Origin of the sequence: Sphingomonas sp. Leaf357, assembly GCF_001423845.1 — a bacterium.
Lineage (GTDB): Bacteria > Pseudomonadota > Alphaproteobacteria > Sphingomonadales > Sphingomonadaceae > Sphingomonas.
Genome location: NZ_LMPM01000001.1, coordinates 564,734 through 586,562, shown reverse-complemented (window position 1 = coordinate 586,562; position 21,829 = coordinate 564,734). Strand labels below are relative to the sequence as shown.

Annotated in this window: 18 protein-coding genes; 12 read left to right on the top strand and 6 right to left on the bottom strand. The window is 65.9% G+C overall.

Annotation, left to right across the window (positions count from 1 at the left end):
• The first annotated feature begins 21 nt into the window (after positions 1 to 21).
• From ASG11_RS02815 to ASG11_RS02785, 7 genes are all read left to right on the top strand, one after another.
• Positions 22 to 828 carry an undecaprenyl-diphosphate phosphatase gene (locus tag ASG11_RS02815; protein ID WP_055774900.1) on the top strand — a complete coding sequence of 269 codons (807 nt, stop codon included), beginning with the start codon at positions 22 to 24 and terminating at the stop codon, positions 826 to 828.
• Between the two features lie 159 nt (positions 829 to 987).
• Entirely contained in the window at positions 988 to 2,424 is a 1,437-nt protein-coding gene (locus ASG11_RS02810) for an NAD(P)-dependent oxidoreductase (RefSeq protein WP_055774897.1), read from the top strand.
• A 182-nt stretch (positions 2,425 to 2,606) separates the two neighbouring features.
• Positions 2,607 to 3,065, top strand: coding sequence for a DUF2059 domain-containing protein (locus ASG11_RS02805; RefSeq protein WP_168371682.1), 459 nt, complete (start codon positions 2,607 to 2,609; stop codon positions 3,063 to 3,065).
• Entirely contained in the window at positions 3,062 to 7,579 is a 4,518-nt protein-coding gene (gene gltB, locus ASG11_RS02800) for a glutamate synthase large subunit (protein ID WP_055774891.1), read from the top strand. Before ASG11_RS02805 ends, gltB begins: the two co-directional genes overlap by 4 nt.
• A 60-nt stretch (positions 7,580 to 7,639) precedes the next feature.
• Positions 7,640 to 8,311 carry a glutathione S-transferase family protein gene (locus tag ASG11_RS02795; protein ID WP_055774889.1) on the top strand — a complete coding sequence of 224 codons (672 nt, stop codon included), beginning with the start codon at positions 7,640 to 7,642 and terminating at the stop codon, positions 8,309 to 8,311.
• On the top strand, positions 8,311 to 8,682 hold the full coding sequence (locus ASG11_RS02790) for a tRNA-binding protein (RefSeq protein WP_055774886.1): 372 nt from the start codon (positions 8,311 to 8,313) through the stop codon (positions 8,680 to 8,682). The genes ASG11_RS02795 and ASG11_RS02790 overlap by 1 nt, the downstream gene beginning before the upstream one ends.
• Positions 8,683 to 8,760: 78 nt before the next feature.
• Complete coding sequence (locus tag ASG11_RS02785; protein WP_055780140.1) at positions 8,761 to 9,174, top strand: endonuclease domain-containing protein; 414 nt, start codon at positions 8,761 to 8,763, stop codon at positions 9,172 to 9,174.
• On the opposite strand, the gene pepN is transcribed toward ASG11_RS02785, so the two are convergent.
• A complete protein-coding gene (pepN, locus tag ASG11_RS02780) occupies positions 9,171 to 11,780 on the bottom strand; it encodes an aminopeptidase N (RefSeq protein WP_055774883.1) in 2,610 nt (869 codons plus the stop codon). The two genes, ASG11_RS02785 and pepN, sit on opposite strands and share 4 nt — an antisense overlap.
• Before the next feature lie 225 nt (positions 11,781 to 12,005).
• Here pepN and ASG11_RS02775 point away from each other — a divergent pair, with 225 nt between their 5' ends.
• Both ASG11_RS02775 and ASG11_RS18205 read left to right on the top strand, forming a co-directional pair.
• Entirely contained in the window at positions 12,006 to 13,580 is a 1,575-nt protein-coding gene (locus tag ASG11_RS02775) for a M28 family metallopeptidase (protein ID WP_236697486.1), read from the top strand.
• A 6-nt stretch (positions 13,581 to 13,586) separates the two neighbouring features.
• Entirely contained in the window at positions 13,587 to 14,423 is an 837-nt protein-coding gene (locus ASG11_RS18205) for an NAD(P)-dependent oxidoreductase (RefSeq protein WP_082472554.1), read from the top strand.
• Here the strand turns inward: ASG11_RS18205 and ASG11_RS02765 are convergent.
• Positions 14,333 to 15,265 (bottom strand): DMT family transporter, encoded by a 933-nt coding sequence (locus tag ASG11_RS02765; protein ID WP_055774875.1) that lies wholly within the window; start codon positions 15,263 to 15,265, stop codon positions 14,333 to 14,335. The genes ASG11_RS18205 and ASG11_RS02765 overlap by 91 nt on opposite strands.
• Positions 15,262 to 16,257, bottom strand: coding sequence for a UDP-glucose 4-epimerase GalE (galE, locus tag ASG11_RS02760; RefSeq protein WP_055774872.1), 996 nt, complete (start codon positions 16,255 to 16,257; stop codon positions 15,262 to 15,264). Before galE ends, ASG11_RS02765 begins: the two co-directional genes overlap by 4 nt.
• 136 nt (positions 16,258 to 16,393) lie before the next feature.
• Here galE and msrA point away from each other — a divergent pair, with 136 nt between their 5' ends.
• Positions 16,394 to 16,939: a peptide-methionine (S)-S-oxide reductase MsrA gene (msrA, locus tag ASG11_RS02755; RefSeq protein ID WP_055774869.1), complete on the top strand. Its 546-nt coding sequence runs from the start codon at positions 16,394 to 16,396 to the stop codon at positions 16,937 to 16,939.
• Between the two features lie 208 nt (positions 16,940 to 17,147).
• On the opposite strand, the gene ASG11_RS02750 is transcribed toward msrA, so the two are convergent.
• The gene (locus tag ASG11_RS02750; protein WP_055774866.1) at positions 17,148 to 18,116 is read right to left on the bottom strand and encodes an L-threonylcarbamoyladenylate synthase; all 969 of its coding nucleotides are present in this window, start codon (positions 18,114 to 18,116) and stop codon (positions 17,148 to 17,150) included.
• A 44-nt stretch (positions 18,117 to 18,160) separates the two neighbouring features.
• On the opposite strand from ASG11_RS02750, the gene ASG11_RS02745 reads away from it, so the two are divergent.
• Both ASG11_RS02745 and ASG11_RS02740 read left to right on the top strand, forming a co-directional pair.
• On the top strand, positions 18,161 to 19,882 hold the full coding sequence (locus ASG11_RS02745; protein ID WP_055774863.1) for an acyl-CoA dehydrogenase: 1,722 nt from the start codon (positions 18,161 to 18,163) through the stop codon (positions 19,880 to 19,882).
• The gene (locus tag ASG11_RS02740; protein WP_055774861.1) at positions 19,879 to 20,694 is read left to right on the top strand and encodes an arylamine N-acetyltransferase family protein; all 816 of its coding nucleotides are present in this window, start codon (positions 19,879 to 19,881) and stop codon (positions 20,692 to 20,694) included. The genes ASG11_RS02745 and ASG11_RS02740 overlap by 4 nt, the downstream gene beginning before the upstream one ends.
• A 105-nt stretch (positions 20,695 to 20,799) precedes the next feature.
• On the opposite strand, the gene ASG11_RS02735 is transcribed toward ASG11_RS02740, so the two are convergent.
• Both ASG11_RS02735 and ASG11_RS02730 read right to left on the bottom strand, forming a co-directional pair.
• Positions 20,800 to 21,156 (bottom strand): GntR family transcriptional regulator, encoded by a 357-nt coding sequence (locus ASG11_RS02735; protein WP_055774858.1) that lies wholly within the window; start codon positions 21,154 to 21,156, stop codon positions 20,800 to 20,802.
• A 41-nt stretch (positions 21,157 to 21,197) separates the two neighbouring features.
• Complete coding sequence (locus tag ASG11_RS02730; RefSeq protein ID WP_055780137.1) at positions 21,198 to 21,773, bottom strand: nitroreductase family protein; 576 nt, start codon at positions 21,771 to 21,773, stop codon at positions 21,198 to 21,200.
• Positions 21,774 to 21,829: the final 56 nt, after the last annotated feature.

Genomic DNA, 21,829 nt, shown 5'->3' with positions numbered 1-21,829 from the left:
GCTCCATAAGGGGAAAATTCCGTGGACCTGTTGATCATCGTCCTGCTCGGCATCGTCGAGGGGGTGACCGAATTCCTGCCCGTCTCCTCGACCGGGCATCTGATCCTGGCCGGCGCGCTGCTCGGCCTGCCGCAGGCGGATGCGACGTTCGACATCGTCATCCAGCTGGGCGCGATCCTGGCGGTCGTCGTGTTGTTCTGGGGACGGTTCATGAAGGTCAGGCGCGGACTGCTGGCGCGCGACGCTGCGGCGATCCGTTTCACCCGCAATGTGCTGCTCGGCTTCCTGCCCTCCGCCGTGGTCGGGGCGATCGCATACAAGGCGATCAAGGCGGTGCTCGAAGCGCCGACGATCGGCCCGATGGTGGTGGCGATCGCCCTGATCGTCGGCGGCGTGCTGATCCTGATCATCGAACGGATGTCCAAAAGGATCGTCACCCGCTCGGTCGAGGACATGCCGTGGCGCACCGCGCTCACCATCGGCGTGGTGCAATGCCTGTCGATGATCCCGGGCGTCAGCCGATCGGGCGCGACGATCATGGGCGCGTTGACGCTGGGCGTGGATCGCGAGACGGCGGCGGAATACAGCTTCTTCCTCGCCATCCCGACGATGATGGGCGCAACGGCCTTGGCGTTGTTCAAGAGCCGCCACGAACTGGGCGACGCGCACCTGACCGCGATCGCAATCGGCTTCGTCGTATCGTTTCTGGTCGCTTTGGCGGTGATCCGCTGGTTCGTAGCCTTCGTGGCTCGGCATGGCTTCGCGCCGTTTGCCTGGTACCGCATCGGGGCCGGCGTCATAGCGCTGATAGCGCTCAATTATAGATAAGTCCGATGCGGCCATTTTATTACCGAATCTAATTCGGATCGGCGCGAAATCTCGTTCTGTAGGGTCATATAGGTAAGCTTATCTTACCTAAAAGTCGTTTCTGTCGTGACTCCGATGGAAAGTTGAAATAAAGGGTCCGCAATCAAGCGAGCGAGGCCCATGACCGAGACCATGCTGAAATTCGTGGAGACGCCGCAGGCGTTCCCCGGCAAACGCGCGCCCGAATTGCGCGCCGAGGATTTCCGCGAGATCGCCGATCGCTATGCCACGCCCACCGCCGAGGATCAGGCCGGGCGCTGTTCGCAATGCGGCGTGCCGTATTGTTCGGTGCATTGCCCGCTGCACAATCATATTCCGGACTGGCTGCGCCTGACCGCCGAGGGACGGCTGCGCGAGGCGTACGAGCTGAGCAATTCGACCTCGACGATGCCGGAGATCTGCGGCCGCATCTGCCCGCAAGACCGGTTGTGCGAGGGCAATTGCGTGATCGAATTTTCCGGCCACGGCGCGGTGACGATCGGATCGGTCGAGAAGTTCATCACCGACACGGCGTGGGAAGAAGGCTGGGTCGAACCGCTTGCCGCCGGACAGCCACGCGGACAATCGGTCGGGGTGGTCGGCGCGGGGCCGGCTGGGCTGGCGGCGGCGGAATATCTGCGCGGCTATGGCTATGAAGTGCATGTCTACGATCGCTACGACCGGGCGGGCGGACTGCTGACCTACGGCATTCCCGGCTTCAAGCTGGAAAAGCATGTCGTGATGCGCCGCGTCGAACGGCTGAAGCAGGGCGGCATCGTGTTCCACGAGGGCTTCGAGGTCGGCCGCGATGCGAGCCTCGACGAACTGCGCCAGCGCCATGACGGCGTGCTGATCGCCACCGGCGTTTACAAACCGCGGGCGATCAAGGCGCCGGGCGTGGGCAGCGACGGCGTGGTCGACGCGCTGGATTTCCTCACCGCGTCCAACCGCAAGGGCTTCGGCGATGCGGTACCGGCGTTCGACGACGGATCGATGAACGCGGAAGGGAAACATGTCGTGGTGATCGGCGGCGGCGATACGGCGATGGATTGCGTGCGCACCTCGATCCGCCAGGGCGCCGCGAGTGTGAAGTGCCTCTACCGCCGCGACCGGGCGAACATGCCGGGATCGCAGCGCGAAGTCGCCAATGCCGAGGAAGAAGGCGTCGAATTCGTCTGGCTTTCCGCGCCCGAGGCGTTCGCCGCGTCGGAAAGAGTCACTAGCGTGAAGGCCAGCCGCATGCGCCTAGGCGCGCCCGATGCAAGCGGCCGACGCGCGCCGGAGGTTGATCCGGCCGGCGGTTTCGACGTGTCGGCCGATTTGGTGATCAAGGCCCTGGGCTTCGATGCGGAGGATCTGCCGACGATGTTCGGCGCGCCGGAACTGGGCGTAACGCGCTGGGGCACGTTGCTGGTTGGCAAGACGCTGATGACCTCGCTCGACGGCGTGTTCGCGGCGGGCGATATCGTGCGCGGTGCCTCTTTGGTGGTGTGGGCGATCCGCGACGGGCGCGACGTTTCGGCGGCGATGCATAAGTATCTGAAGGCCAAGGCGGCAGCGGCAAAGGTGGCGGCATGATAATCCGGTTTTCAACGCTTACCCTGCTCGCTCTGGCAACACCGCTGGGGACGCAAACCCCCGCCGCCCCGACGGCGCAGGTCATCCCCGATCCAGTGCGGCAAGCGGCGGCCCAGCGGGTGATCGAGCGGCTTTGGCCACTTGGCACCTATCGCCGGCTGATGGACGGTACGATGTCAAAGATGGTCGATGCGATGATGGACCAAATGTACGCCATGAAGCCGAGCGATGTGGACCCCACAGCGACCGGCAAGCCTGGCGATGAGACGATGGGCAAGGCGATCGCAGCCGAGGATCCCTACTTCCGCGAACGCATGCAGCTCAGCACCAAGGCGATGTTCGATGCGATGCTGCCGCTGATGGACAAGATGGAGCCGACCGTGCGCGACGGCATGGTGCGTATCTATGCGCGCAAATTTTCTGTCGAGGAATTGCGTAGCATGGACGGCTTCTTCGCCACGCCGGCGGGGCAGGCCTATGCCCGCGAATGGCTGCTGAGCTTCATGGATCCGGAGATCGTGAAGGGGATGCAGGGCTTCGTGCCCGAGATGATGAAGGAAATGCCGGCGATTATGAAGAAGGTGGAAGCGGCAACCGCCCATCTGCCGCCGCCGCCGAAAACAAAGGTCACCAAGCCATGAGCATGGAATCCGAGCGCGAACGCCTCGCCGTCGAAGGCATGTATCGCCCCGAATTCGAGGGCGACGCTTGCGGCGTCGGCCTCGTCGCGGCAACCGACGGTTCGCCGTCGCGCCGGGTCGTGCAATCGGCGATCGATGCGTTGAAGGCGGTGTGGCATCGCGGCGCGGTGGATGCCGATGGCAAGACCGGCGACGGCGCCGGGCTGCATGTCGACCTGCCGCTCAAATTCTTCGACGATGCGGTGGCCGCGTCGGGCCACAAGGCGATGCCGAACCGGCTGGCGGTGGGCATGATCTTCCTGCCGCGCACCGACCTGGGCGCGCAGGAGGCGTGCCGGACGATCGTCGAGAGCGCGATCATCGAGGAAGGCTATACCATCTATGGCTGGCGCCAGGTGCCGGTCGACGTCTCTGTGATCGGACAGAAGGCGCAGGCGACGCGGCCGGAGATCGAGCAGATCATGATCGCCGGGCCTTTGCCCGACGAGCAGAGCGCGGCCGAGTTCGAGAAGAACCTGTACCTCGTCCGCCGCCGGATCGAGAAGCGGGTGATCGCGGCGCAGATCCAGGGCTTCTACATCTGCAGCCTGTCGTGCCGGTCGATCATCTACAAGGGCCTGTTCCTCGCGGAATCGCTGTCGGTCTTCTATCCCGACCTGCAGGACCAGCGCTTCGAAAGCCGCGTGGCGATCTTCCACCAGCGCTATTCGACCAACACCTTCCCGCAATGGTGGCTGGCGCAGCCGTTCCGCTGCCTGGCGCATAACGGCGAGATCAATACGATCCGCGGCAACAAGAATTGGATGCTGAGCCACGAGATCAAGATGGCGAGCCTGGCGTTCGGCGAGCATAGCGAGGACATCAAGCCGGTGATCCCGGCCGGCGCATCCGACACCGCCGCGCTGGATGCGACGTTCGAGGCGATCTGCCGCTCGGGCCGCGACGCGCCGACCGCCAAGCTGATGCTGGTGCCCGAAGCCTGGGGGCCGAAAGGCGAGATGCCGCGCGCGCATCTCGATATGTACAAATATCTCGCCTCCGTCATGGAGCCGTGGGACGGCCCGGCGGCATTGGCGATGACCGATGGCCGCTGGGCGGTCGCGGGGATGGACCGCAACGCGCTGCGGCCGTTGCGCTATACGTTGACCGGCGACGGGCTGCTGATCGTGGGATCCGAGAGCGGCATGGTCGTCGTGCCCGAATCGACCATCGTCGAGAAGGGACGATTGGGGCCGGGCCAGATGATCGCGGTCGATCTGGACGAGGGCCGGCTGTTCAAGGATCTGGAGATCAAGGACAAGATCGCCGGCGAGGCGGATTATGCCGCCATGATTGGCAAGTTCCTTAGCGTGGACGATCTCACGCTGCCCGAAGGCGATGCCTGCACGCGCTTCACCCGTGGCGACCTGACGCGGCGGCAGATCGCCGCCGGGCAGACGCTGGAGGATATGGAATTGATCCTGTCGCCGATGGTCGAGGGGGCGAAGGAGGCGATCGGATCGATGGGCGACGACACCCCGCTCGCCGTCGTATCGGACAAACCGCGCCTGATCAGCCAGTTCTTCCGGCAGAATTTCAGCCAGGTGACCAATCCGCCGATCGATCCCCTGCGCGAACGGCACGTGATGTCGCTCAAGACGCGCTTCGGAAACCTGGCCAACATCCTCGACACCGGCGCGCGACAGGACGGCGTGCTGGTGCTCGAATCCCCCGTACTGACCGGCGCGGACTGGGCGCGACTGAAGGGATTCTTCGGCGCGCAGGTGGCGGAGATCGATTGCACGTTCGAGACCGGTGGCACGCCCGAAACGCTGCGCGGCGCGATCGCGCGGATCCGGCAGGAGGCCGAACAGGCGGTGCGCGAGGGCAAGAGCGAATTGTTCCTGAGCGACATGGCGATCGGGCCAGACCGGGTCGGCATCGCCGGCGTGCTGGCGGCGGCCGCCGTGCATACGCATCTGGTGCGCAAGGGGCTGCGCTCCTACGCCAGCATCAATATCCAGACCGCCGAGTGTCTCGACACGCATTATTACGCCGTGCTGATCGGCGTCGGCGCGACGACGGTGCATGCATACCTGACCGAGGCGTCGATCGCCGACCGGCACGACCGCAGCCTGTTCGGCGATCTGTCGCTCGACGAATGCCTTACGCGACACCGCAAGGCGATCGACGAGGGTCTGCTGAAGATCATGTCGAAGATGGGGATCGCGGTGATCTCCTCCTATCGCGGCGGCTATAATTTCGAGGCGGTCGGGCTGTCGCGCGCGCTGGTCAACGATTTCTTCCCCGGCATGCCGGCGAAGATTTCGGGCGAGGGCTATGCCTCGCTGTTCGTCAACGCGACCGACCGGCACGAGGCGGCGTACGATGCGGTGGTCACGCACCTGCCGATCGGCGGCTTCTATCGCCAGCGCCACACCGGCGAGACGCATGCCTATTCCGCGCAACTGATGCATCTGCTGCAGAGCGCGGTCGCGACCGACAGCTATTCGACCTATCTGCAATTCTCGCGCGGCGTGGAGGCTTTGCCGCCGGTGTACCTGCGCGATCTGTTGCAGTTCAACTTCCCCGACGAGGGCGTGGCGGTCGATCAGGTCGAGGCGATCACCGCGATCCGCAAGCGCTTCGTGACGCCGGGCATGTCCTTGGGCGCGCTGTCGCCCGAGGCGCACGAGACGCTGGCGATCGCGATGAACCGGATCGGCGCGAAGGCGGTGTCCGGCGAAGGCGGCGAGGACAAGGCGCGCTACACACCCTATGCCAACGGCGACAATGCGAATTCGGGCGTCAAGCAGATCGCCTCGGGCCGGTTCGGCGTGACGGCGGAATATCTGGGGGCGTGCGAGGAGATCGAGGTCAAGGTCGCGCAGGGTGCCAAGCCCGGCGAGGGCGGGCAGTTGCCCGGCTTCAAGGTGACCGAGTTCATCGCGAAGTTGCGCCACGCAACTCCGGGCGTGACGCTGATCTCGCCGCCGCCGCATCACGACATCTATTCGATCGAGGATCTGGCGCAGCTGATCTACGACCTGAAGCAGATCAATCCGCGCGCCCGCGTGTGCGTGAAATTGGTGAGTTCGGCCGGCATCGGCACGGTCGCGGCGGGCGTCGCCAAGGCGCATGCCGACGTGATCCTGGTCGCCGGCCATGTCGGCGGCACCGGCGCTTCCCCGCAGACCAGCATCAAATATGCCGGCACGCCGTGGGAGATGGGCCTTTCGGAGGTCAACCAGACGTTGACGCTCAACGGGCTGCGCGGGCGCATCAAGCTGCGCACCGACGGGGGCCTGAAGACCGGGCGCGACATCGTCATCGCCGCGATCCTGGGTGCCGAGGAATTCGGCATCGGCACGCTCAGCCTCGTCGCGATGGGCTGCATCATGGTGCGGCAATGCCATTCGAACACCTGCCCGGTCGGCGTGTGCACGCAGAACGACGCGCTGCGGGAGAAATTCACCGGTACGCCGGAGAAGGTCATCAATCTGATGACCTTCATCGCCGAGGAAGTGCGCGACATCCTCGCGCGGCTGGGCTTCCGCAGCCTGGACGAGGTGATCGGGCGGACCGAACTGCTGCGTCAGGTCAGTCGCGGGGCCGAGCATCTCGACGATCTCGATCTCAACCCAATCCTCGCCAAGGTCGATGCACCGGACGACCAGCGCCGGTTCAGCCTGACGACGTGGCGCAACGAAGTGCCCGACAGTCTCGACGCGCAGATGATCAGCGATGCCGCCGCCGTGTTCAGCCGGGGCGAGAAGATGCAGCTGACCTATTCGGTGCGCAACACGCACCGTGCGGTCGGCACGCGCCTGTCGAGCGAGATCACGTCCAAGTTCGGCATGTCAACGCTGGCCGACGGGCACGTCCATGTCCGCCTGCGCGGCTCGGCGGGGCAGAGCCTGGGCGCGTTCCTGTGCAAGGGCATCACGCTGGAGGTGTTCGGCGACGCCAACGATTATGTCGGCAAGGGCCTGTCGGGCGGCAAGATCGTCGTGCGGCCGATGGTCAGCTCGACGCTGGCCAGCCAGGACAATACGATCATCGGCAATACCGTGCTGTACGGCGCGACCTCGGGCAGCCTGCTCGCGGCGGGCCAGGCCGGGGAACGCTTCGCGGTGCGCAATTCCGGCGCGACCGTGGTGGTCGAGGGCTGTGGCGCCAACGGGTGCGAGTATATGACCGGCGGCATCGCGGTGGTGCTGGGCAGCGTGGGCACGAACTTCGGTGCCGGCATGACCGGCGGCATGGCCTTCGTCTACGACGCCGACGACAGTTTCGAACGCCGCGCGAATCCGGAGAACATCACCTGGAACCGCCTGTCCTCGATGCATTGGGAAGCGGTGCTGCTCAATCTGGTGCGCGCGCACCACGCCGCGACCGACAGCAAATGGTCCGGCGCGCTGCTCGACGATTGGGGCCGCGCGGTGGAGCGCTTCTGGCAGGTGGTGCCGAAGGAAATGCTCGGTCGCCTCGCGCATCCGCTGGACGACAGCCTGGAGGTGATCGCGGCGGAATAACCTTCGCCACGATCGTTTCGCCGCTTCCTTCCCCTGCCCGTCGGGCGTAAACCGGCGGGCATGTGGCAACTCCATCAATTCGCGCTGTGTCCCTTCTCCCGCAAGGTGCGCCTGCTCCTGGGCGAGAAGGGCGTCGGCTACGAACTCGTGCGCGAACGGCCGTGGGAGCGGCGCGACGAATTCCTCGACATGAACCCCGCCGGCCAAGTCCCTGTGATGACTGACGAGACTCGCAAGATCCTGCTGATGGATTCGATGGCGATCTGCGAATATCTCGAGGAAACAGTCGACAAGGCGGCGATGATCAACGGAACGGCGACCAACCGCGCCGAAATCCGCCGGCTGGTCGCGTGGTTCGACACGCAATTCTTCGCCGACGTCACCGCGCCCCTGCTGCACGAGCGCATGATGAAACGGCTGGTGACGAAGGAGTCGCCCGATTCGAAGACTCTGCGCGAATCGATGAAGGCGGCGGTCAGGCATCTGGATTATACCGATTACCTGCTGGGCCATCATAACTGGATCGCCGGCACGACGATGAGCCTCGCCGACCTGGCGGCGGCGGCGCAGATTTCGGTGGCCGATTATCTCGGCGGGATCGACTGGAAGAATCACGAGGAAACCGCGCGCTGGTATGCCGGCATGAAGAGCAGGCCCAGCTTCCGCCCTTTATTGTCTGAGCGGATGGAGGGCATCTCTCCACCCGCGCATTACGACGACGTGAACTTCTGATGCACGCGGCGCACGATGCCGGAGCGGGCGCGGCCGAAAGGATCGCGTTCGACGATTTCCTGAAGGTCGATATCCGCGTCGGCACGATCCTGGAGGCGCTGCCGTTCCCGGAGGCGCGCAAGCCGGCGTACAAATTGGTAATCGATTTCGGGCCGGCGATCGGGGTGAAGCGGTCCTCGGCGCAGATCACCGAGCATTATGCGCTGGCGGACCTGCCGGGGCGTCAGGTTGCGGCGGTGGTGAACTTCCCGCCGCGCCAGATCGGGCCGGTGATGTCGGAGGTGCTGACGCTGGGGTTTCCGGACGCGGAGGGCAAGGTGGTGCTGGTGACGCCTAGCGCGGGTGTGCCGGACGGGGGGCGATTGTTCTGATTCTCCTTGCTCCCCTCCCTGGAAGGGAGGGGTTGGGGGTGGGGTGCCATCCTCCAGCTCTGTGGTCAGATTTGGCGGATGCCGCGTGTCTTACCTGTGATGAAAGAGCGCGCTCGCGACTTGCGCAAGCATCGCACCAAAGCGGAAGCGCTGATCTGGCGGCGGCTCCACGACTACCGGCCACGCTTCACAACGCAATTACCGATCGGAAGCTACATCATCGATCTGGCATGCCGTCGGGTAAAGCTGGCGGTAGAATTCGACGGAAGCCAGCACGCGGATTCCGAATATGATCTGAAGCGAACCGTCTGGCTGGAAAGCCTCGGTTGGACCGTGCTGCGGTTCTGGAATTCGGATGTGATGGCTAACCCGGACGGCGTGGCGGAAGCCATCATCGCCGAGGTTGGGAAGTTGGTCGGGCCGACCCACCCCCAGCCCCTCCCTTCCAGGGAGGGGAGAAGAGAGCGGGTGCCTCGTACTCGCTCTATCTAACCCGCCAGGCTCTTCGACGCCTGTTCGAACATGTCCTTCGACAGGCCCGGCGTCGCTACGATCCGCTCCAGTTCGCCGCGCATCAGCGCCGCCCGTGCCTCGCCGAAGCGGCGCCAGCGTCCGAGCGGCGGGATGAGTTTCGCCGCGGTCTGCGGGTTGAGCTTGTCGAGCGCGATCAGCTGGTCCGCGACGAAGCGATAGCCCGCCCCGCTCGCGGCGTTGAATGCGCGCTGGTTGACGCTGAACGCGCCGATCAGCGAGCGCGCGCGGTTGGGGTTGGCGAGCGTGAAATCGCGGTGGCGCGACAGCGCCTCGACCTGCGCCAGCGTGTCGTCGCGCGCCGACAGCGCCTGGGTCTGGAACCATTTGTCGAGCACCAGCGCATTGTCCGAATAGCGATTGTAGAAGATGTCGAGCGCCGCGATCCGCTCCGGCGAATCCCCGGCGACCAACGTCGCCAGCGCACCCTGCCGATCGGTCATGTTGTCCGCCGCCTCGAACTGCTTAAACGCGAGCGCCGCCGCATCCGCCGCGCCGCTCGCCGCGATATAGCCGAGCGCCACCGTCTTCAGCCGACGCAGGCCCTTGGCCGCAGGGGAATAGACGAACCGGTCCGCCCGCGCGCCTTCGTACACCGCGCGCCAGCGCGCATCGAGCGCGCGGCCGAGATCGCGGCGCAACGCTTCGCGTGCACGGAAGATCGCCTCGGGATCGACCAGCATCATCTGGTCGCCGATGAAGCTGTCCGACGGCAGCAGCACCGCCTCAGCGATGAACGCGGGATCGAGCGCGGCATCGTCCAGCGTGTTGGCGACCGCAGCGATCACCGCCTTGTGATCGGCCCGGCCAGTGGCCGCGCCCTCGACCAGAGTGTCGAGCATGAGTTGCTGCATCGCCTCGTAGCGCGCGAACGGATCGTCGTCGTGCGCGCTGAGGAAGGCGAGATCGGCCGGCGTGCGATCCGTTTCCAGCACGATCGGCGCGGAGAAGCCGCGATTGATCGACAGGACCGGGCGTTCGCCGATGCCTTCGAACACGATCCGTTCGCTTGCGCCGTCGAGCAGCACAAGGCGTTCCGGCACCAGCGTGCCCGCCGTTTCCGCGCCGAACAGCTTGAGGCGCAAGGGCAGCACCATCGGCTGCTTGTCCGGCTGGCCGGGCGTCGGCGGTACGCGTTGCGTGAGCGTCAGCGTGGCGCGCGCGCCGCCCGCTTCGTGCGAAAGCGCGGCGGTGACGCGCGGCGTGCCGGCCTGCGAATACCATAAGCGGAATTGCGACAGGTCCGCGCCGCTGCCCGCCTCCATCGACGCGACGAAATCCTCGCATGTCGCCGCCGTGCCGTCGAAGCGATCGAAATACAGGTCCGATCCGGCGCGGAAGCGCTCCGGCCCCAGGATCGTGGCGATCATGCGGATCACCTCGGCGCCCTTGTTGTAGATCGTGGCGGTGTAGAAGTTCGAGATCTCCTGATATTCGTCCGGGCGGATCGGATGCGCCAGCGGCCCCGAATCCTCGGGGAATTGCGCCGCGCGCAGGCCCCGCACATCCTCGATCCGCTTGACCGCGGCGCTGCCCTGATCGGCGGAGAAGCCCTGGTCGCGGAAGACGGTGAAGCCCTCCTTCAACGACAGTTGGAACCAGTCGCGACAGGTGATCCGGTTGCCCGACCAATTGTGGAAATATTCGTGCGCGACGACGGCGGCGATCGCATCGAAATCGTAATCCGTCGCGGTATCCGCATCGGCCAGGATGTAGCGGCTGTTGAAGATGTTCAGCCCCTTATTCTCCATCGCGCCGAAGTTGAAATCGTCCACCGCGACGATGTTGAACACGTCGAGATCATATTCGCGGCCATAGACGTCCTCGTCCCATTTCATCGCGGTCTGCAGCGCGGCGAGCGCATGCTCGGTCTTGGCCAGATCGGCGGCGCGCACCCAGATGGCGAGCGCGACGTCGCGGCCCGACCGCGTCGTGAAGGTCGCGGTGTTGGCGACGAGATCGCCCGCGACCAATGCGAAAAGATAGCACGGCTTGGGAAACGGATCGTGCCACTCCGCCCAGTGCCGCCCGTCCCCCAGATCCCCCGCCGCGACCGGATCGCCATTGGCGAGCAGCACCGGATACCGCTGTCGATCCGCCGCCATGCGCACCTTGTAGGTGCTGAGCACGTCGGGGCGATCAGGGAAGAAGGTGATGCGCCGGAAGCCTTCCGCCTCGCATTGCGTGCAGAGATTGCCACCCGAGGCATACAGCCCCATCAACTGCGTATTGCGATCGGGCGCGATCTCCACCTCGGTTTCGATCACATGGCTGGAACCGGTCAGCGGAATGACCAGAGCGCCCTGCTCCAGCCGCCAATCGTTGACCGCGACGCCGTCGACCTTGACCGATAGCGGCGTCTGCCCGCCGCCGTCGAGCACCAAGGGACGATCGTGCACATCGCCGCGCACGACGTTCAGCGTCGCGCGAACCTGCGTGGCGGACGCGTCCAGCGCGAAATCGAGCGCGATCGCGGGCACCTGCCAGTCGGGCGGGGTATAGTCCGCGCGGCGGGTGACGTGCGGGCCTGCCAGGGACGATGGAGCGGCGGTCTGTATGTCGAGCATGGACCCGACTTACAGGAGGGCGCGGCGGCTATGCCATAGAAATCGCCACACTTGCGCGCCGGCCCGCGCATGCTACCCCGATAATGCGGGGCAGGTAAAAGGCGGATACGGATGGTTCGGACGATCGGCGCAGGCATTCTCCTGGCCATGGCAGCGGCGGCGAGCGCCCAGAAGAAGCCCCCCGCCCCGCCGCCGCCGACGGCACCCGTAGTCAAACCGCGCGACATGAAGGCCATCAACGCCGAGCTGACCAAGCCGCTGCCCGACGATCAGGCGGCGATGAAGACGCATGTCGTGTTCCTCGCCTCCGATGCGATGCGAGGACGCGAGGCGGGCAGCCCGGAATACGATATCGCCGCGCAATATGTCGCGTCGCAATTCTACGCCGCGGGGCTGCGCCCGGCCGGCGACGACAATGGCTATCTGCAGAAGGTACCGCTGACCACGTACCGTGCGACCGATCGCGGCGATTTCATCCTGACGCGGAAAGGCGCCGCACCACAGAAGCTGGTGTTCGGCGAGGATTATACCCCCGGCGTCAATCCCGGCGCGCGCGCGACGGTGATTGATGCTCCGGTGGTGTTCGTCGGCTACGGCCTGATCGCGCCGGACGCCAAGCGCGACGATTATGCCGGGGTCGACGTGAAGGGCAAGATCGTCGCCTATTTAGGTGGCGCGCCGGGCAGTTTGCAGAGCGAGGAGCGCGCGCACTTCTCGTCGCCCGCGACCAAGGCGGCGATCGCCGAGGCGCAGGGCGCGATCGGCGCGATCGTAATCGCGCGTGACGGCGGCCCGGTGTTCGCCCGGACGGCGCAACGCTGGGACGGGGCACGCACCACTTGGGCCAAACCCGACGGCACCGGCGACCGCAACGGCGTACCGGTGCTCGGCACGCTCAGCCCGGCGGGTGCCGCGAAACTGTTCGCCGGCACCAGGACCCCCTGGGCCGACGTGCTGAAACGCTCCGCCGACAGCGAGGCGACGTTCGTCGCCGAGGCGCTGCCGGGCAGCCTCGCGGTGTCGATCAAGACGAGTTTCGAGGCGGGCCTGAGCAGCAATGTCGTCGGCGTCATTCCCGGCAGCGATCCGAAGATCGGCAAGGAGGTCGTCGTCCTCTCGGCGCATCTCGACCATCTCGGCGTCGGCCGTGCGGACGAGACCGGCGACACGATCTATAACGGCGCGGAGGACAATGCGGTCGGCATCGCCAGCCTGATCGAGGAGGCGAAGCGCTTCAAGACCAGCGGCAAGCCGCCGCGCCGCACCGTGATGTTCCTGGCCGTGACGGCGGAGGAGAAGGGCCTGGTCGGCGCGGATTATTTCGCCAACCACCCGACCGTGCCGATCGCGACGATCGTCGCCGACGTCAATCTCGACATGCCGATCCTGACCTTCGCGTTCGAGGACATGACGGTGTATGGCGCGGATCGATCGACGCTGGGGCCGATCGTGTCGAAGGCGGTCGAGGCGCTCGGCGTGCACATGGGCCCGGATCCTGACCCGAGCCAGGGCTTCTTCGTCCGCTCCGACCATTACCGCTTCGTGCAGCAGGGCGTGCCGTCGGTGTTCCTGTGGCCGGGACAGGCCGGGCCGGGCAAGGCGGCCTATGCCGACTTCTTCGCCAAGCACTATCATCGGCCCTCGGACGAGGCGTGGCAGCCGCTGGATTGGGCGCAGGGCGTGCGCTTCGTCAGCGTAAACTACGCGATCGCGCGCGAGATCGCCGACGGCGACGAACGGCCGCGCTGGAACAAGGGCGATTTCTTCGGCCTGCTCTACAAGGGCTATGGGGCCAAGTAGCTATCCATGCCGCGTCTGTTGATCTTTGGTCTGGGCTACACCGCCGTCCGCATCGCCGCCGCGCTGAGCGCCAAGGGCTGGCAGGTCGTCGGCACCACGCAGGACGGGCGTGGCGGCACGCTACGCTTCGGCGACACGCACGCCATCACCCGCGAACTCGCGCTGGCGACGCATATCCTGTCTTCCGTCCCGCCCGCCGACGAGTCGGACCCCGCCCTCGCCACCTATGGCGAGGCGCTGGCCGGATCGGACGCCTGGCTCGGCTATCTGTCTTCCACCGGCGTCTATGGCGACGCGGGCGGCGCGTGGGTCGATGAGCGCGCGCCGATCCGCGGCCGGCGCGGCGCGCGGGCGGCGGCGGACGCGGCGTGGCTGGCGCTCGGCGCGCGTGTGTTCCGCCTGCCCGGCATCTACGGCCCCGGTCGGTCGGCGCTGGACCGCGTGTCGCAAGGCAGGGCGCACCGGATCGACCTGCCCGCGCAGGTCTTCAGCCGCGTGCATGTCAACGACATCGTCTCCGGCGTGATCGCGGCGCTCGACGCACCGGCGGGCGCGTACAACCTGTCCGACGACGAACCGTGCGGACAGAATGACGTCATCGCGCTCGCCGCCCGCCTGCTGGGCCGGGACACGCCTCCCTTCGTTACGCTCGACACGCTGTCGCCGATGGCGCGCGCCTTCTATGCCGAGAATCGCCGCGTCACGAACCTCAAGGCGAAGCGCGTGCTGGGCTGGCGCCCGCTCTACCCCGACTATCGGTTGGGCCTGCGTGCCCTAAGCGCGATGATCAGCCCGGCCCCCGCCAATAAAGCGCCGGATATCGCCAGCGGCGACCAAAGATAGCCCTCGAAGAGGGTGGACAGCAGCATCGCGATCACCGGCACCATCACGCCCGAATAGGCCGCCTTGGCCGGCCCGATCTGCCGGATGACGTGGAAGTATAACGGGAAGCTGAGCGTCGATCCGAACAAGGCGAGATACATTATGCCGCCGGCATAGCTGGCGCGCCATTCGAACGCCGGCGGTCCCGACAGCGACAGCGCGACGACGGCGTCGATCGCCGCGCCGATCAGCATCGCCGCCGCCAGCGTCGGCACCATCGGGTAGCGCCTGGCGGTTTCGGTCGCCTGCAGGATGTTCGCGCTCGACGCGCACAGGATCGCGATCAGGGTGAAGCCGATGCCGAGCATCGTCTCGTCCGCGCCGTTCGGCGACAGGCGTGCCTCGTGGAGGAACAGCAGGACGATCCCGGCCATCGCCACCGCCGATCCGACGATCAGCTGGCCGCCCATGCGCTGCCCCAGCAGGATGCGCGCCAGCACCGCGTTGGGCACGAGCATCAGCGCGAAGACCACGGCGACGATGCCGGACGTGATGTGTTCCTCGGCGCGGTACACGAAGTTGAAGTTGAGCACGAACTGGCTGAGCCCGAGCGCGGCGGCGAACGCCCAGCCGCGCACGTCCAGCGCGAAGCGCTCGCGCCGGAACTTGGCGACGACGATCATCGCCAGCCCCGCGACGAGGAAACGATAACAGACCGACCAGCTGGGCGGGACGCTCGACACCTGGTCGCGGATTACCAGCCAGGTCGAACCCCAGACGAGCGTCACGATGCCGAACGGGATCAGCACCGCCGCCCGCGTCGATCGCGGCGGCGCCCGGTGCGTCGCCGTGTCGTCCGTCACTGGCGTTCGGAGAGTTTGCGCTCCCACGCCACCGCATCCGCCACGATTCCGTCGAGATCGGCGCGCTGCGGCGTCCAGTCCAGCGTGGCGAGGATCGCGCTGTTATCCGCGATCAATTCGCCCGCATCGCCCGCGCGCCGCCCCTCGATCTTGCGATCGAGCTTGATGTTGGTGACGCGATCCACCGCGTCGAGCACTTCGAGCACGGAGAAACCACGGCCATAGCCGGCGTTCAGCGTGTGGCTCCTGCCCGGTTCGGCGATCAGCACCGCCAGCGCGGCGACATGCGCGGCGGCGAGATCGCTGACATGGATGTAATCGCGCACGCCGGTGCCGTCCGGCGTGTCGTAATCGGTGCCGTACACCCCGACGCCGGCGCGCTTGCCCAGCGCCGCCTCGACCGCGATCTTGATCAAATGCGTCGCGCCGACGGTCGACTGACCCGAACGCTGCTGCGGATCGGCACCGGCCACGTTGAAATAGCGCAGCGCGCAATAATTGATCGGGTGCGCCGCAGCGACATCGCGCAGCATCGCCTCGGTCATCAGCTTGGACGTGCCGTAGGGGTTGATCGGGATCGTCGGATCGCCCTCGGCCACCGGCACCTTCTCCGGCGTGCCGTAGGTCGCGGCGGTGGAGGAGAAGATGAAATGCTTCACGCCACACACGACGGCGCTTTCCAGCACGGCGCGGCTGGCGACGGTGTTGTTGCGATAATATTTGAGCGGATCGCTGACCGATTCGGGGACGATGATCGATCCCGCGAAATGCATGATCGCGCCGACCCCATGATCGCGGATCGTGCCGCGCACCAGATCGTCGTCCTCGATGTCGCCTTGCACCAGGGTCGCGCGGGGATCGACCAGCCAATCGAACCCGGTGGTGAGATTGTCGACCACTACCACGCGATATCCCGCATCGAGTAGCGCCAACACCGCATGGCTGCCGATATAGCCCGCACCGCCCGTCACCAGCACCGTCATATCGTGCATGCCTGCCACTCCCCAAACCGCCGCCAATTCGCTCCCGCGTCGGGCGCTGCCTATCAGCGCCGATTGCGCCGCGCCACCGGCTTCCTATCTTGGGCATACATGCTTCCTTGTTGAAGCGAGTTTGGGAGTTTCGAAAATGGCAAATGAAGTCGCCACCCTAGCGGGGGGATGTTTCTGGTGCACCGAGGCCGTATTCAACGACGTGATCGGCGTGACCAAGGTCGAAAGCGGCTATATCGGCGGTCATATCGCAAACCCGACGTACAAGCAGGTATGCGGCGGCGATACCGGCCATGCCGAGGCGATCCGCATCACGTTCGATCCCGCGCAGCTGCATTACGGCGATCTGCTCGACATCTTCTTCGCGACGCACGATCCAACCCAGCTCAACCGCCAGGGCAACGATGTCGGCACGCAATATCGCTCGGCGATCTTCCCGCATTCCGACGAGCAGGAAACCGAAGCCCGCGCCGCGATGGCGCGCGCCGGCGCGACCTCGTCCGGCCCGATCGTGACGACGATCGAACCGCTCAGCGAATGGTATCCGGCAGAGGATTATCATCAGGAATATTGGGAGACGTCCGGCTCCAGCAATCCGTATTGCATGGCGGTGATCCCGCCCAAGCTGCAGAAACTGCGCAAGAGCTTCGCTGCGCGGTCGAAGGCGGCGGTTAGCGCTTAAACAGGATTTTTTCACGCTGAGGCAAAGAAAAAAAGGCGGCAGCACCCCCGACTCCTTCGTTGCGCGCCGCGTGAACATTATCGGGATTCTGCTGGATGATGCAGGCCGAGATTTTTTTCACACAAAGTCACGAAGACACTAAAAGAAGCTAAGCCGACTGACAGTTCTGCCGTCTTTTCGTGGCTTTGTGGCTTTGTGTGAGAAAATTCTATCGATACGCCGCCCGCGCCAACCGGTCGTTGATAGCGGCGCCAATGCCGGTGGCCGGGATCGGCGCGACGGAAATGGTCTCCCGATCGCTGGTGTCGGCGCGGTGGAGCGCATCGAAAAGGTTTGCAGCCGCTTCTGTGAGATCACCTATAACTGACAGAGTGGCGTCACCTTCTATTTCTCCGAAGCCGATCAGCCATTCGCCCTGTTCCGCCTCCGTCGCATTCAGCCGCAAACGCTTGTTGGGCGCATAATGGCTCGCGAGTTGCCCCGGTGCAGTAACCTTCCCCGGCACCGTCGCTGTTTCTCCGCCTTCGTGGGGAAACAAGCCAAGCTGCTCGTGCGTGATCGGCCCTTCGCGCAGAATCCGCACATCCCCCGTCGTCGCGACGATTGTGGACTCGACCCCCGCCTCGGTCGCGCCATCGTCGATCACTAGCGGTATCCGGCCGTTCAAGGTCGCCAGGACATGCGCCGCCCGCGTCGGGCTGATCGCGTTGCTGGCATTGGCGGAGGGCGCGGCGAGCGGCACGCCGCAGGCCGCCAGCAACGCGCGCATCGCGCGGTGCGCCGGCACCCGGATCGCCACGGTGTCCAGCCCCGCCGTCACCAGCGACGCCAGCCCGGAGTCCGCGCGCACGGGCAGAACCAGCGTCAACGGGCCGGGCCAGAATGCCGCCGCCAGCGCGCGCGCATCCGCATCGAACACCGCCAGCGCTTCCGCCGCCGCGAGATCCGGCACGTGCACGATGAGGGGATTGAAGCTCGGACGCCCCTTTGCGGCATAAATCCCCGCCACCGCGCGCGCATTGGTCGCATCCGCCGCCAGCCCGTAGACCGTCTCGGTCGGCACCGCGACGCACCCGCCACCGGCGATGACCCGCGCGGCTTCGGCGATCGCAGCCGCGCCATACGGTACAACGCACGTATCGATATCGGTCTCGACGGAGAGATTTGGATCGGCCATGGCCCGACGCTATAGCCCGTGCAAAGCAACAGGATAAGAGAGCGATGCCCTTCACCCCCGCCATTGCCGACCAGCGTTTCGTGCTGGACCATATCACGCGCATCGCGGATCTCGCCGCGACCGACCGTTTCGCCGCCGCCAGCGACGATGTGGTCGATGCCGTGCTCGAAGGCGTGGGCCAGCTGGCGGAAGGCGAATGGGCACCGCTTGCCCGCGCCGGCGACACGGTCGGCGCGAAATGGACGCCTGAGGGCGTGGTGATGCCGGACGGCTTCGTGCAGGCCTATCACGATTATGTCGAGGGCGGCTGGGGCACGATCGGCGTGCCGGAGGAATTCGGCGGACAGGGCCTGCCCTTCGCGATCCAGACGGCGGTGCTCGACACGTTGGGCAGCGCGAACATGGGCTTCGCGCTCGCCCCCACGCTGACGGTCGGTGCGATCGAGGCGCTGGCGCATCACGGCTCGCCCGAACAGCAGGCGTTATATCTGCCGCACCTCGCGACCGGGGAATGGACCGGCACGATGAACCTGACCGAACCGCAGGCCGGATCGGACGTCGGCGCGCTGCGCACCCAGGCCAAACCGCTGGGGGATGGCAATTGGAGCATCAAGGGCACCAAGATCTACATCTCGTTCGGCGATCACGACATGGCACCGAACATCGTCCATCTCGTTCTCGCGCGCACCCCCGACGCGCCGGTCGGAACCAAGGGCATCTCGCTGTTCCTCGTCCCCAAATACCGTCTGAAGGAGGATGGCACGCCGGGCGAGTTCAACGACGTCCGCGTCGTTTCGATCGAACACAAGATGGGCCTGCATGCCTCGCCCACCTGCGTGCTGAGCTTCGGCGATCATGACGATTGCATCGGCGAGCTGATCGGCCACGAATATGGCGGCATCCGCGCGATGTTCACGATGATGAACAACGCCCGCCTCAACGTCGGCCTGCAGGGCGTGCAGGTGGCCGAGGGCGCGACTCAGATGGCGGTCGCCTACGCGCTGGAGCGCGTGCAATCGGCCCGCGCCGGATCGACCAGCCGCGATTCGGTCAAGATCGTCGAACATCCCGACGTGCGCCGCATGCTGATGCGGATGAAGGCGCAGACCCAGGCCGCGCGCGCGTTGGTCTATCTCGCTGCCGCACAGGTCGATCGCGCGACGTTGGGCGAGGCCGGCGCGCAGAACCGGCTGGAAATCCTGACGCCGCTGGCCAAGGCGCACGGCACCGATATCGGTTGCGAGGTCTCCTCGCTCGGCGTGCAGGTGTTCGGCGGCATGGGCTATATCGAAGAGACGGGCGCGGCGCAGTTCTTCCGCGACGCGCGCATCACCCCGATCTACGAAGGCACGAACGGCATCCAGGCCGCCGATCTGGTCGGGCGCAAGCTTGGCCTCGATAATGGCGGGGCGTTCAACACGCTGATCGCCGACATGAAGGCCGAGGCGCAGGACCGTACGCTCGTGACGCTGATCGACACGTGCGACGAGATCGGCAGGGCGATGATGGCGCTCGACGCCGACGACAAGCTGGCGGGATCGTATCCGTTTCTCACGATGCTTTCGGTCGCGGTGTGCGGCTGGCTGATGGAGCGGCAGGGGCGCATCGCCGCGGCTGAGGCACCGTCCGATTTCCTGGCGATGAAGATCGCGGCGTCGCGCTTCTACGTGGACCAGATCGTGCCGGAGGCGTTGGGGTTGAAGGCGGCGGCGACGGCAAAGGCGGACGTGTTGTACTCGATCGCCGCCGACGTCTTCGCGGCATGAGCTTCGACCTCGACGCCTATCTGGCCCGCGTCGCGCTTGGCGCGCGGCCGTCGCCCGACGCGGCGGGACTGGAACGGCTGCAACGCGCGCACCGCATGGCGATCCCGTTCGAGAACCTCGACGTGATCTTGGGGCGCGGCATCCGCATCGACAGCGAATCGGTGTTCGCCAAGCTCGTGACCGCGCGGCGCGGGGGATATTGCTTCGAACATAACCGCCTGTTCGGCGATGCACTTGCGGCTTTGGGGTTTGCCGCCCGCCCGTTGCTCGGCCGGGTGTGGCTGATGCCGATCGACACCGCCGATGCGGTGCCGGGACAGACGCACACCTTGAGCCTGGTTCAGGCAGAGGGGCAGGACTGGATCGCCGATCCCGGGTTCGGCGGCAGCTACACTCCGCCGATGCCGCTGGCCGATGGTGCCACCGCGACCGCGCCCGATGGTTCGACGTTCCGGCTCGAGAGCGACGACACGTTCGGCTGGATGCTCCTGCGCGACGGCGGCGACGGTTTCCAGCGGCAATACAGCTTCACACTGAACCCGGTATGGGAATCGGACCTGCTGATGGGCAACCATTGGTGCGCCACCGCCCCGGCCAGCCGCTTCACCACGTCGCGCATTGTCAGCTCGGTCCTGCCCAAGGGTTTTGCGAGCCTGAACGGCAATGTCTATCGCCGCCGCGCCGGCGACGAGGAGACGGTCGCCGAAATCACCGACCCGCGCGTGTACCGGCTGCGACTCAGCATGATGTTCGGGATCGATCTAAGCGTGGAAGAGGTCGAGGCTTTGGGAGTGTTTCCGGCTGCCATTTAACGCCGTCACCCCAGCGACGGCTGGAGTCTCCTGCGGCTCTCGTCCGCGCATCGCTAGAGATCCCGGCCTTCGCCGGGATGACGATAACGGCATGACGCAATGGCGTCAGACTCGTTCGCGCTCCAGCAGATCCGCCGCGTCCAGACCGAGCAGATCGATATGGCTGCGAATCCGCGGCCAGCTGGTTCTCAGGAAATGGTCGCGCTCGGCGACCTTTAGCTTCTCCGCCGCCCCCGGAAGCACGAACATGCCGACGCCGCGCCGCACCTCGACATAGCCGTCGTCCTGGAAGCTTTGATAGGCCTTGGCGACCGTCAGCGGATTCGCGCCATGTTCGGCGGCGAGTGCGCGGACCGAGGGCAATTGATCCCCGGCCCGGAATTCACCGCGCAGGATCGCGGCGGAAATCGTCGCACGCAGCTTCAGGTAAACCGGGCTGTCTTCGCTGTTTAGCGCTGTCATGCTGCCTTAATACACCAATGAACCGTTTCGTCCAGCGCAAACTATCTCCAGAAGGAGACGATTTTGTCCATATCGGGACGGGGGCGTTCGTCCAGCGGCCGGCCCGGCGTGCCGATGAACATGAAACCGGCGATCCGTTCCGGCGCCGCGCCGAACGCATCGCGCACCGCATCGCTGAAGCTCGGCCACCCGGTGAGCCAGCCGCCGGCGAACCCGCTGGCATGGACCGCGTGCAGCAGGTTCATGCACACCGCGCCGGCCGACAATTCCTGCTCCCACAGCGGGATATGACTTTCCGTCTTCGGCGAGAACATCACCACCACTAGGGCCGGTGCCTGATGCGCGAATTGCTCCAGCGATTCGATCTCCAGTCGCGCCGCCTGCGGTCGCTCCGCCCGATACGCATCGGTGATGACCTGTGCCAGCGCGCCCCGCCGGTCGTCCGGCACGATCACGAAGCGCCAGGGGGCGAGCTTACCGTGATCCGGCGTGCGCGCGGCGATCCTGAGGATGTCGGCGATCTGCGCGGCGTCCGGCCCCGGCAGGGTCAGATCGCGCGGCTTGCCCGAGCGGCGCGTGGCTAGAAGCGAGAGCGGCGTGGAGGAGTCGTTGAACATGTCCGCCATCTAGGCACGACGCATCCGTATTTACACCCGGGCGATTGGCGTTAGTC

Bases quoted from the DNA above. Each gene is read 5' to 3' on its own strand.
- ASG11_RS02810 (WP_055774897.1), top strand. From the start codon at position 988: ATGACCGAGACCATGCTGAAATTCGTGGAGACGCCGCAGGCGTTCCCC.
- ASG11_RS02805 (WP_168371682.1), top strand. From the start codon at position 2,607: ATGGTCGATGCGATGATGGACCAAATGTACGCCATGAAGCCGAGCGAT.
- gltB (WP_055774891.1), top strand. From the start codon at position 3,062: ATGAGCATGGAATCCGAGCGCGAACGCCTCGCCGTCGAAGGCATGTAT.
- ASG11_RS02795 (WP_055774889.1), top strand. From the start codon at position 7,640: ATGTGGCAACTCCATCAATTCGCGCTGTGTCCCTTCTCCCGCAAGGTG.
- ASG11_RS02790 (WP_055774886.1), top strand. From the start codon at position 8,311: ATGCACGCGGCGCACGATGCCGGAGCGGGCGCGGCCGAAAGGATCGCG.
- ASG11_RS02785 (WP_055780140.1), top strand. From the start codon at position 8,761: ATGCCGCGTGTCTTACCTGTGATGAAAGAGCGCGCTCGCGACTTGCGC.
- pepN (WP_055774883.1), bottom strand. From the start codon at position 11,780: ATGCTCGACATACAGACCGCCGCTCCATCGTCCCTGGCAGGCCCGCAC.
- ASG11_RS02775 (WP_236697486.1), top strand. From the start codon at position 12,006: ATGAAGGCCATCAACGCCGAGCTGACCAAGCCGCTGCCCGACGATCAG.
- ASG11_RS18205 (WP_082472554.1), top strand. From the start codon at position 13,587: ATGCCGCGTCTGTTGATCTTTGGTCTGGGCTACACCGCCGTCCGCATC.
- galE (WP_055774872.1), bottom strand. From the start codon at position 16,257: ATGCACGATATGACGGTGCTGGTGACGGGCGGTGCGGGCTATATCGGC.
- msrA (WP_055774869.1), top strand. From the start codon at position 16,394: ATGGCAAATGAAGTCGCCACCCTAGCGGGGGGATGTTTCTGGTGCACC.
- ASG11_RS02750 (WP_055774866.1), bottom strand. From the start codon at position 18,116: ATGGCCGATCCAAATCTCTCCGTCGAGACCGATATCGATACGTGCGTT.
- ASG11_RS02745 (WP_055774863.1), top strand. From the start codon at position 18,161: ATGCCCTTCACCCCCGCCATTGCCGACCAGCGTTTCGTGCTGGACCAT.
- ASG11_RS02740 (WP_055774861.1), top strand. From the start codon at position 19,879: ATGAGCTTCGACCTCGACGCCTATCTGGCCCGCGTCGCGCTTGGCGCG.
- ASG11_RS02735 (WP_055774858.1), bottom strand. From the start codon at position 21,156: ATGACAGCGCTAAACAGCGAAGACAGCCCGGTTTACCTGAAGCTGCGT.
- ASG11_RS02730 (WP_055780137.1), bottom strand. From the start codon at position 21,773: ATGTTCAACGACTCCTCCACGCCGCTCTCGCTTCTAGCCACGCGCCGC.